This is a genomic window from Azospirillum sp. UFLA03-27 (assembly GCF_059803775.1).
Window position 1 is genome coordinate 26639 of the sequence record NZ_JAUQTX010000031.1, and the last position, 10799, is coordinate 37437.

Consider the following 10799-nt stretch of genomic DNA (forward strand, 5'->3'; position numbering starts at 1 on the left):
CGTCGCATGACGATCCGGACCCGCAACGGGGAGCCCGCCTTGCGGGCTTCCCCGACGCTTCACGCAGCTCCCGCCCCGGCTTCCAGCGCCACCGCGCTGGCCGGGCGGGTTCTGCTTCCCCTGCTGCTGGCCGGTGCGGTCGTGGCGGCGGCCTATGCGCTGGCCGCGCAGCCCGGCGGCGGCCCGTCGATGGCCTTCGCGCTGACGCTGGGCGCGGCGTTCGGCGCGCTTCTGCAACGGACGCGCTTCTGCTTCCTCTGCCACGCCCGCGACTTCATCGACCGCCGCGACCCGCGCGGCCTGCTGGCGATTCTGCTCGCCCTGGCGGTGGGGACGGTCGGCTATCACGTCGTCTTCGGAGCCTGGGTGCCGAACCCGGTCGCCCCGCGCTTGCCGCCCGACGCCCACATCGGTCCGGTGAGCTGGGTTCTGGTGCTGGCCGGTCTGGCCTTCGGGCTGGGGATGGCGGTGTCGGGCTCCTGCATCAGCGCCCATCTCTACCGGCTGGGCGAGGGCTCGCCGGTCTCCCCCTTCGCTCTGGTCGGGGCGGCGGGCGGCTTCCTGCTCGGCTTCCTCACCTGGAACGACCTCTACCTGTCCACGATCATCACCGCCCCGGTGGTCTGGCTGCCCCATCATCTGGGCTATGGCGGGTCGCTGGCGGTGCAGATCCTGGCGCTTGGCGGCCTTGCGGCCCTGCTCTGGCGTTTCCGCGCGGCCTCCGCCTCCGAAGCGTCCGCCCGCGAGCCTCCGCACACCCTGCCGGACCTGCTGCGCTCCTGGTTCGACGGGCGCTGGCCCTATTGGATCGGCGGGCTGGGAGTCGGGCTGATCGGCTTCCTGGTGATCCTGCGGCTCAAGCCGCTGGGGGTCACCTCCGCCATCGGCAGCGCCGCCCGCCAATTGGGCAGCGAGGCCGGGCTGGTACCCCTGCGGCTGGAGGGACTGGACGGCTTCGCCGGCTGCGCCACCGTGCCAGGCGACAGCTGGCTGACGCCGAACGGGCTACTGGTCGCCGGTTTGGTCGCCGGAGGCTTCGCGGCGTCGCTGGCAGCCGGCCAATTCACCCCGCGCCGCCCGACGCTGAGGGACGCCGCACGCGGCCTCGGCGGTGGGCTTCTGCTCGGCTGGGGCAGCATGACCGGGCTGGGCTGCACGGTCGGCACGCTGCTGTCCGGCACCATGGCTGGCGCCCTGTCGGGCTGGGTGTTTGGCCTGACCGTCCTGGTCGGTGTGTGGGCCGGCTTGGCCCTGCCGCGGCGCTTTGTTCGCAGCTGACCGCAACCCCCCGCCTCGATTTTGCCGAATTTTTGCTGCACGGGCATCAAAGTCTGGAATAAACGATGAGCGGGGGGCGTTCATCCTGGCGTACCGGGTCCTGAATGGGGCTCGGCCCTGGGAGGCCGCGCCACCCGTTCCTACCTGAAGGAGTGCCATGATCCGCCACCCGGCGGTCCGTGGAGCCTTCGAGGCAACAATCGGGTGCGCGGTTGAGCACGTTCGGGGTCGAGCTGGAAGTCCACATTGCGTCGCTGCGCCGCTACGCGCGCGCGTTGCTGCGCAACCGTTCGGATGCCGAGGATCTGGTGCAGGAGGCGTTGACGCGTGCGGTGGCCCGCGCCGACACCTTCAAGGCGGGGACGAACCTGCGGGCGTGGCTTTTCACCATCCTGCACAACGTCCATGTCAATCAGGTCCGCTCCAAAGCGTCGCGGCCCGACGAGGTCGATGTGGACAGCGTCGAGTCGAAGCTGGTGACGCCGGCCCGGCAGGAGGAACGTGTGGAGTTGCGCGAGATGATGCGCGCGCTCGACGACCTGCCGGAGGAACAGCGCAAGGTGCTGCTCCTCGTCGCGCTGGAGGGCCTGAAATACGAAGAGGTCGCCGAGACGCTCGGCGTTCCGATCGGGACCGTCATGTCGCGCCTCTCGCGGGCGCGCGAGGCGGTCAGGGCGAAGCTGGCGAACGAGGGCTCGGTGGCCCTCAGGCGGGTGAAGTGATGAACGCGCATTGCGTAACGGACGACGAACTGCACGCCTACGTGGATGGGCAACTGGCTCCGGAACGCCGGCTCTTCGTGGAGCGATGGCTGGCGGACGACCCGGATGCCGCCCGCCGGGCGGAGGATTACCGCGCCCAGGCCGCGCTGCTGCACGAACTCTTCGACCCTGTGCTGCGCGAGCCGGCCAGCGGCCCGGTCGAGGAACTGACGGGCAAGCTGCGCGGGCGCATGCCCGGCAACGACAACGCCGCCCCCTGGCACGCCCGCTCCTGGGTGCGCATGGCTGCGGCGGTGATGCTGATCGTCGGCGGGGCCGGCGGCGGCTGGCTGGGCCGCGGCGCGGTGGACCAGTCGCCGGTCGTCCAGCAGCGCCAGACCCTCCAGACCTTCGCCGAGGAGGCCACCCAGGCCCACCGCTTCTACACCTCCGACGAGCGCTTCCAGGTCGAGCTCGGCGCCGACAACCAGGACGAGCTGAACAGCTGGCTGTCCAAGCGCGTCGGGCGCGACGTCTTCGGCCCGGACCTGGGCAAGGTCGGTCTGCGGCTGATCGGCGGGCGGTCGCTGCCCACCGAGCTGGGAGCCGGCGCCCAGTACATGTACGTGAACGAGGCCAACAAGCGCGTCACTCTGTTCGTCGGCGCCCCGCGTTCCGGCAACCCGGCGAAGTTCGGCTTCTCGCAGAACGGCGACGTGGCGACCATCTACTGGGTCGAAGGCCCGCTGGCCTACGCGCTGGCCGGGCGGATGTCCAAGGAGGACCTGCTGCGCGTCGCCGAGGCCGTCTACAACGACGTCAAGGCCGGTCCGCGCCGCCCCGAGCCGCAACAGCAGGACCAGCAGAACCCGCAGCCGCAGCAGGAGCAGCAGCCCCAGCAACAGCAGGACCAGCCGCCCGCCGGCGTCCAGCCGATCAGCGACACGCACAAGCCGAAGGACAGCTGAGGCAGGAAAGGGCGCGCTTTGCGAGGGGCGACCGCCGCCCCTCGCGCTTCCCGCAAAAGGGCGGTGTGGCTTCTGAAGTCAATGAGTTGAAATAGGCGTCCCTCTCTTCGTTTCCCGGTTTACTCCCACCCAGCCGCCGCCCCACAATGCGCCGGTGGTGGCGTGGGTCGTGAGGCATGCGGGACTGGTTCTTCATCGGCGACAGCCATGTGCAATCCTTCGAGATCGCCGCGACGATTCGCCTGCTCGACCGGCCGGCGCGCTGTCTGCTGGTTCCCGGGGCGACCTCGATCGGCCTGCGCAACCCGGAAAGCCAGACCCACGCGGTCACTCTCTTCAAGGACGCCTTGCTGCCCGCCGATCCGAACGCCATTCCGGTGATCCAGCTCGGCGAGGTCGATTGCGGCTTCGTCATCTGGTGGCGGGCGCAGAGGCACGGCGACTGCGTCGAGCGGCAGTTGGAGGAGTCGGTGGTCGCCTGCGCCACCTTCGTGGACGATCTGCTGGAGGGCGGCTATCCCACGCTGGTGCTGACTGGGGCGGTGCTGCCGACCATCCGGGACGGCGAAACCCGGGGCAAGGTCGCGCGCGCCCGGCACGAGGTCACCGCCACCCTGCGCCAGCGCACCGAACTGACCCACCGCTACAACGCCCGCCTGCGCGACGAGGCGGACGCGCGCAGGTTGCCCTTCGTTGACATCACCCCGCGCATCACCGACTCGGACACCGGGCTGGTCGCCGAGGCGTTCCGCAGCCCGAATCCCGGCGATCACCACCTCCACCCCATCCGCGCCGCCGGGGTCTGGGCGGAGGCTTTGAACGCGCTGGACCTGCCGCCATGATGACGCCCATCATGATTCGATCATCATCCCAGGAGGCCGCGTGACCGACGCGATGGAGTTTCTCCGCGCGGGCGCCGCCGCGCTCCAGCGGGGCGACCGAGCGGGGGCGGAGCGCCGGGTTGTCCGTGCGTTGGCGCTGGTCCCCGGCCACGGCGAAGCCTGGAACGTCCTGGGCGTGCTGGCCGTCTCCGCGGGCGATCCTGCGGGAGGCGAGGCGCGCTTCCGCCGGGCCGCCGTCTGCGCGCCGGAGAACCCCGCCTACGCGCGCAGCCAGGCGGAATGCCTGAAGCGCCAGGGGCGGGCGGACCGGGCGGCGGCCCTGCTGGCCGGCGCCGTGCGCCGCGGTGTGCTGTCGCCCGATCTTGCCTGCGACCTTGGCGACCTGCGGCTGGGCACGCGCGATATCGCCGCGGCGGCGGTGCTGTACCGGCTCGCTCTGGTCCTGGCCCCCGGCCACACCCGCAGCCAGAACAACATGGCGGAGGCGCTGGGCAAGGTGGAGCGGCCGGACGCGGCGGCCGACGCCTTTGTCCGGCTGGCGGTGCTGCGCGGCACGGCCGCCGCCTGGGGTGCGGCGGGTGCGGCGCTGCTGGCGGCGTGGCGGCAGGACGAGGCGCGCACTGCGCTGCGCCGGGCCGTCACGCTCGACCCGTCCACGGCCGAGCACTGGGCCAACCTGGGCTTCGCCGGGCTGGGACGGCACGCGGTCATCCTGGCCGAGGCCGCCTTCGACCGCGCATTGCGGCTGTCGCCGGGGATGGACACGGCGCGGGCGGGGCGAGGGGCGCTGCGGATGCTCGCCGGGCGCCTGCGCGACGGAGCGACGGATTACGAGGCGCGGCTGAGCCTGCCCACTTTCACGCCGCCGCGACCTTACAGCCGGCCTGTCTGGGACGGTCGGGTTCAGCCGGGCCGGACGCTGCTGATCCACGCCGACCGTGGTTATGGCGACGCCATCCAGTTCATCCGCTACGCCCCGCTGCTGCGAGCCCAGGGGATGCGCGTGGTCTTCCACGGGCCGAAAGGTTTGCTCGCCCTCTTCCGCGCGTCGGAACTGGTGGATGACCTGTCCGGTCTCGATGGACCGCCGCCAGCCCACGACGTCCAAATCCCCATCATGAGCCTGATCCACCGGATGGGCACCGATCTGGACAGCGTGCCCGCCGCCGTTCCCTATCTGCGGGCGCCCGACGCGGCGTCGCGGCGTTGGGCGGATCGGCTGGCCGGGCTGCGCGGGGTGAAAGTGGGGCTGGTCTGGCACGGCTCGGTCGCCTTTCCCTACCATCGCCAGCGCTCGCCGGGGCTTGAGGCGGTGCTGCCGCTGACCGGCGTCTCCGGCGTGACGACCATCCTGCTCCAGGTCGTCAACGGCCGTGCGGACCTTGAGCGCCACACCCCGCTCGGCCCGTTCCTCGACCTGGGGACGGAGCTTCGCGATTTCGCGGACACCGCCGCGGCGATCCAGGCGCTGGACATCGTGATCAGCCCCTGCACCGCCGTGGCCCACCTCGCCGGAGCGCTTGGGAAACCGGTGGCGGTGCTGCTCGACCAGGGGGCGGAGTGGCGCTGGATGTGCGGACGGGTGGATTCGCCCTGGTACCCGACGGCACGCCTCTACCGCCAGTCCGTGTTCGGCGACTGGACGGAGCCGGTGGAGCGGCTGCGCCGCGATTTGGCGGCGCTGAGTGGACCCTTGCAGGATCGACCATGAGCACATTGTGCGTGACCGGCGCCAACGCGCGCTACTTCATCACCACGCTGGCCTTCCTGGAGGGGCTGAGCGGGCGTTTTCCGCTGGAGCGGGTGCGCGTCTGCGATTTCGGTCTGACCGACGGGCAGCGCGCGTATCTGCGCGCCGCTGGCCTGCTGCTCGACCGCCCGAAAATCCTGCCGGCGGACGCGCATCCCTACCTGTGCAAGGGGCACCTGTCGGACTATTGCGCGGGTGAGGCGTGGGACAGCCTGCTGTGGCTGGACGCCGACATGATGGTGGGGGCCCTCGACCTCGCCGCGGCCGAGCGGCTGGCGGATGATCTCCGGCGTTCCGGCAAGGCGCTCGCCACCACCGACACGGTGGACCGCATGACCTTCGGCGGGATGATGGACGAACTGCACAGTGGCGGCCATTACGTCACGCCGGCGGAACGCCTGTTGCGGGACCGCGGGATCGACCCGGACTCGCCGTACCTGATGTCGGCGCTGATGCTGTGGGTGTCGCGCGGGTTGCTGGCGGAATGGGCGGTGACCTGCCGGGGCGTGCCGCAGCACGCGCTGTGGGAACAGAATGTGCTGAACGCGCTGGTTCTGCCCGATCCCGCCTGCGTGGAGGTGCTCGACGCGCGCCTGTGGCAGGTCTACGACGCGCCTCTGGCCGATGTGACGATGCCGGACCCCCGGGACCGCCATGGCTTCGTGCTCGACGGGCATCCGACGATGGTCGTCCACGCCACCTCCCGGAAGGGGCATCACCTGGACGCCGACCTCGCGCTGAACTTTGGGGAGCATGTGCTGAAGGGCTATCTGCGCACCTTCGCCAATCCGGCCCTTCAGCAGCAGCATTTGCGCCATCTGGCTGCCGCCGTCACCCGCAACCGCGCGGCATTGGCGGAGATCGGCGTCCTGCAGCCGCGATGAGGGAGCGGGAGGCCGGCCGCCCCCCCGCACCCAACTCCTTCGGTCACAATCCCATCGGTCACTCCGCCGCCATCGGCTGCGGGGCGGCGGGCTGGCGGAAGCCGTCGAGCAGGGTGGCCTCCTTCGCCTTGGCCGCCTCGACGTTGCGGGCCTTCACCGGGCCGTAGCCGCGCATTTCCTGCGGCAGGCGGGCGATCTCCACCGCCGTGGCGTGGTTGTCGCGGGTCAGGCCGTGCAGGATTTCGCCCATGATCGCCTCGTACTCCGCGATCAGGCGGCGCTCCATGCGGCGCTCGGCCAGCCAGCCGAACGGGTCGAGCGGGCTGCCGCGCAGGCGCTTGCCCTTGGCGAGCATGCGCAGGGCCTTCAGCATCCACGGGCCGAAACGCTTCTTCTTCGGCTCGCCACCGTCCTCGCCGCTCTCGCCCATCACCGGCGGGGCCATGTGGAAGACCAGCTTGTAGTCACCCTCGAACATCCGCCCGATCTGCTCGACGAAACCGGTGTCGGTGTAGAGCCGGGCCACCTCATACTCGTCCTTGTAGGCGAGCAGCTTGAAGTAGCCCTTGGCCACGGCCTCGGTCAGGGCGGTGGAGCCGGGAATCTTCTGGCCCTCGACGCGCCGCGTCCAGTCGACCAGCGCGTGGTAGCGGCTGGCGTAGGCCGCATCCTGATAGTCGGTCAGGAAGGCGGTGCGGCGGGCGATGGCCTCGTCCAGGCTGGCGGACGAGCGGCGCTGGTCGAGGATGAACAGGTCGTGGGCCGCGGCCTGCTCCTGCGGCGGGTTGGCGGCGGCCTCTACGGCGGCCAGATCGACGGCGGCGCGGCGGCCCCAGTTGAAGGCGTCGGTGTTCATTTTCACGGCCACGCCGTTCAGTTCGATGGCCTTGAGGATGGCTTCGGCGGTGATCGGGATCAGCCCCTTCTGCCACGCGTAGCCCATCAGGAAGGGGTTGGTGGCGATGCTGTCGCCCATCAGCGCGGTCGCCAGCTTGGTCGCGTCGAAGGCGTTCACCGCCCCCTCGCCGCAGGCCTTGCGGATGTCGGCCACCAGATCGTGGACCGGCACGGTGAAGTCCGGCTTCTTCAGGAAGTCCACGGTGATGGTGTCGTGGGTGTTGATGACCGCGCGGGTGTGGCCGTGCGCCATCTTCGACAGGGCGTCGCCCGCCCCGGCGACGATCAGGTCGCAGCCCACCACCGCGTCGGCCCCGCCCGCCGCGATGCGGACGGAATGGATGTCCTCCGGCGTGGCGGCGATGCGGATGTGGCTGGTCACAGCACCACCCTTCTGGGCGAGGCCGGTCATATCGAGCACGCCGACGCCCTTGCCCTCGATGTGGGCGGCCATGCCGAGCAGGGCGCCGATGGTCACCACGCCGGTGCCGCCGACGCCGGTGACGTAGATGCCCCAGGGCCGGTCGAGCGCGGGCAGGGTGGGGGTGCGCAGGTCGGACGGCTCGGCCCCGGCCTTGGCCGCGGCCGGTTTCGGCTTGCGGAGCTGCCCGCCCTCCACCGTCACGAAGCTGGGGCAGAAGCCCTTGGTGCAGGAATAGTCCTTGTTGCAGCTCGACTGGTCGATCTGGCGCTTGCGCCCGAACTCGGTCTCCAGCGGCACCACCGACACGCAGGAGGACTTGGCGGAACAGTCGCCGCAGCCCTCGCAGACCAGCTCGTTGATGATCACGCGCTTGGCCGGGTCGACCATCCGGCCGCGCTTGCGGCGGCGACGCTTCTCGGTGGCGCAGGTCTGGTCGTAGATCAGGACGCTGACGCCGGACACCTCGCGCATCTCCTTCTGCACGCGCTCCAAGTCGTCGCGGTGCTCGACGCTGGTGTATTGCGGCAGGCCGTCGCCGATGCCGTACTTCTCCGGCTCGTCGGAGGCGACGACGATGCGGCCCACGCCCTCGGCGCGGAGCTGGTTGGCGAGCGACTGGACGGTCAGCGTGCCGTCCACCGGCTGGCCGCCGGTCATCGCTACGGCGTCGTTGAACAGGATCTTGTAGGTGATGTTGGCCTTCGCCGCGATGGCCTGCCGGATGGCCAGGATGCCGGAGTGGTAGTAGGTGCCGTCGCCGAGGTTGGCGAAGATGTGCTTCTCCTCGGTGAAGGGGGCCTGGCCGACCCAGGGCACGCCCTCGCCGCCCATCTGGGTGAAGGTGTCGGTCTTGCGGTCGAGCCAGGTCGCCATGTAGTGGCAGCCGATGCCGCCCAGCGCCCGGCTGCCCTCCGGCACATGGGTGGAGGTGTTGTGCGGGCAGCCGGAGCAGAAGGTCGGCTTGCGGATGACGCGGGCCTGATGGGCCTTCTGCTTCTCCTGCGCATCCAGGAAAGCGACGCGGCGCTTCAGGTTCTCGTTGTCGACGAAGCGCTCCAGCCGACGCCCGATGACCACGGCGATCTGCGCGGGGGAGAGTTCGCCAGCGGAAGGGAGAATCCACTCGCCATGCTCGTCGAACTTGCCGACCACCTTCGGGCGGACGTCGGGATGCCAGTTGTAGAGCTGCTCCTTGAGCTGGTTCTCGATGACGGCGCGCTTCTCCTCGACCACGACGATCTCGTCGAGCCCCTCGGCGAAGTGACGCACGCCGTCGCGTTCCAGCGGCCAGGGCATGCCGACCTTGTAGACGGTCAGGCCCCAGTCGGCGGCCATCTCCTCGGTGATGCCCAGCTCGTCGAAGGCCTGCCGGACGTCCAGATAGCTCTTGCCGGTCGTGACGATGCCGAAGCGTGGACGGGGGGAGGACACCATCACCTTGTCCAGCCGGTTGGCACGCGCGAACGCCAGGGCGGCGTACAGCTTGTGCTTCATCAGCCGGTATTCCTGCTCCAGCGGCGGATCCGGCCAGCGAATGTTCAGGCCGCCCGGCGGCATCGGGAAGTCGGCGGGGACGATCGGGCTGACGCGATGCGGGTCGATGTACACCGACGCCGAGGTGTCCACCGTCTCGGCGATCGTCTTCATGGCGATCCAGCAGCCGGAATACCGGCTCATCGCCCAGCCGATCAGGCCGTAATCCAGGATCTCCTGCACGCCCGACGGGTTCAGCACGGGGATCATCGCGTGCATGAAGGCGTGTTCGGACTGGTGCGGGAAGGTGGAGGACTTGGCGTTGTGGTCGTCGCCGGTCAGCACCAGCACGCCGCCGTTGCGTGAGGTGCCGGCGGCGTTGGCGTGCTTGAACACGTCGCCCGACCGGTCCACGCCCGGACCCTTGCCGTACCACATGGAGTAGACGCCGTCGTACTTGGCGCCGGGGAACATGCCGACCTGCTGGCTGCCCCAGACAGCGGTGGCGCCCAGCTCCTCGTTGACGCCGGGCTGGAATTGGATGTGGTTCTTCTCCAGGAACTTGCGCGCGTTCCACAAATTCTGGTCGAAGCCGCCCAATGGAGACCCACGGTAACCCGAAATGAAACAGGCGGTGTTCAGCCCGGCGGCAAGATCGCGCTGGCGCTGCATCATCGGAAGGCGCACCAGCGCCTGGGTTCCCGTCAGGTACACGCGCCCTTGTTCAAGCGCGTACTTGTCGTCAAGGGTCACGGTTGCGAGAGCCATTGTTCCATCCCCTTTGTGGCGCCCTGAAAAGCGCTGTTCGGGGCGCGTTCGCCGCGCCGCTTGTTGTGTTTGTTCGACAAGCAAAAAGGTAACGAAGGCTGTCTTATTCGGCAACCGGCGCGGGGCCTCCTTCCGCAAAAAGCAAGGAACGGTCCGGCGCTCGCAGCGCTGTGAAACGGACGGGCGGGAATCGCCCTTCGGCGGGACATTCCCGCTCGCGTCCATGGGTGCGTCACCCTTGCCACCACCCTAACCCTCCCCCGCTAACGCAGTGGAGGGTTAGGGTGGTGGCCCTCTTACCCGATATGGGAAGTCTTCAGGCGGGTGGCAGGGGGGAATGCCCCGCTTCGCCCCCATGGTCCGACGCGCCGAAGGCGCCGTCCGGCCACAGATTGGGGCCGTTGCCGTCGCGTAGGCTGAGGCTGCGCACCATGGCGCGCAGGGCGCCGATCATCACCCGCAGGGCGGCGGAGGAGTCCGCTCCGCCGCCGATGCTGATGGTCCAACGCAGCGCGTCCATGTGGGCTTGCACCGCTTCCTGGAAGCTCTCTCCGTCATGCTCCACCCAGGTGACGCAGGTGGACAGCGACGCGACGATGGCGGTGGCCGCGGCGTTGCCGGCGGCGGCCAGCTGCAGGTCGGACACCGCGTGGCGCAGCCGCGTGCCCAGCGCGTCGGGGCAGGCCAGCGCCCTTTCCATCCGGTCGAGCGCCAGCACTAGGCGGACCATCTTCGGATCGGTCGAGCGCAGCGGACCCGTTCCCGTCGTGGACCTGTCTCTTATACACATCTGACGCTGCCGACGATTATACGC

General features: G+C 69.9%; 6 protein-coding genes and 2 pseudogenes. 6 read left to right on the forward strand and 2 right to left on the reverse strand.

What is annotated here, in order from left to right:
- The first annotated feature begins 6 nt into the window (after window positions 1-6).
- The 6 genes from Q4I23_RS07255 (at window position 7) to Q4I23_RS07280 (ending at window position 6423) form a co-directional block, all read left to right on the forward strand.
- Window positions 7-1278, forward strand: coding sequence for a YeeE/YedE family protein (locus Q4I23_RS07255; RefSeq protein ID WP_498525750.1), 1272 nt, complete (start codon window positions 7-9; stop codon window positions 1276-1278).
- A gap of 212 nt (window positions 1279-1490) precedes the next feature.
- Window positions 1491-2000 carry a sigma-70 family RNA polymerase sigma factor gene (locus Q4I23_RS07260; protein ID WP_014239953.1) on the forward strand — a complete coding sequence of 170 codons (510 nt, stop codon included), beginning with the start codon at window positions 1491-1493 and terminating at the stop codon, window positions 1998-2000.
- On the forward strand, window positions 2000-2947 hold the full coding sequence (locus Q4I23_RS07265; RefSeq protein WP_454018030.1) for an anti-sigma factor family protein: 948 nt from the start codon (window positions 2000-2002) through the stop codon (window positions 2945-2947). Before Q4I23_RS07260 ends, Q4I23_RS07265 begins: the two co-directional genes overlap by 1 nt.
- 176 nt (window positions 2948-3123) lie before the next feature.
- Window positions 3124-3789, forward strand: coding sequence for an SGNH/GDSL hydrolase family protein (locus Q4I23_RS07270; protein WP_498525751.1), 666 nt, complete (start codon window positions 3124-3126; stop codon window positions 3787-3789).
- Window positions 3790-3829: 40 nt separating this feature from the next.
- Window positions 3830-5500, forward strand: a complete 1671-nt coding sequence (locus Q4I23_RS07275) for a tetratricopeptide repeat protein (protein WP_498525752.1) — start codon at window positions 3830-3832, stop codon at window positions 5498-5500.
- On the forward strand, window positions 5497-6423 hold the full coding sequence (locus tag Q4I23_RS07280) for a hypothetical protein (protein WP_454018033.1): 927 nt from the start codon (window positions 5497-5499) through the stop codon (window positions 6421-6423). The genes Q4I23_RS07275 and Q4I23_RS07280 overlap by 4 nt, the downstream gene beginning before the upstream one ends.
- Before the next feature lie 58 nt (window positions 6424-6481).
- On the opposite strand, the pseudogene Q4I23_RS07285 reads toward Q4I23_RS07280, so the two are convergent.
- Window positions 6482-9988: pseudogene (locus tag Q4I23_RS07285) on the reverse strand (indolepyruvate ferredoxin oxidoreductase family protein); the annotation flags it as partial.
- A gap of 313 nt (window positions 9989-10301) precedes the next feature.
- Window positions 10302-10799, reverse strand: a pseudogene (locus Q4I23_RS07290) (response regulator); the annotation flags it as partial.

What these genes read in the sequence shown, in the direction of transcription:
- Q4I23_RS07255 (WP_498525750.1), top strand. Translation starts at nt 7, where the DNA reads ATGACGATCCGGACCCGCAACGGGGAGCCCGCCTTGCGGGCTTCCCCG.
- Q4I23_RS07265 (WP_454018030.1), top strand. Translation starts at nt 2,000, where the DNA reads ATGAACGCGCATTGCGTAACGGACGACGAACTGCACGCCTACGTGGAT.
- Q4I23_RS07270 (WP_498525751.1), top strand. Translation starts at nt 3,124, where the DNA reads ATGCGGGACTGGTTCTTCATCGGCGACAGCCATGTGCAATCCTTCGAG.
- Q4I23_RS07280 (WP_454018033.1), top strand. Translation starts at nt 5,497, where the DNA reads ATGAGCACATTGTGCGTGACCGGCGCCAACGCGCGCTACTTCATCACC.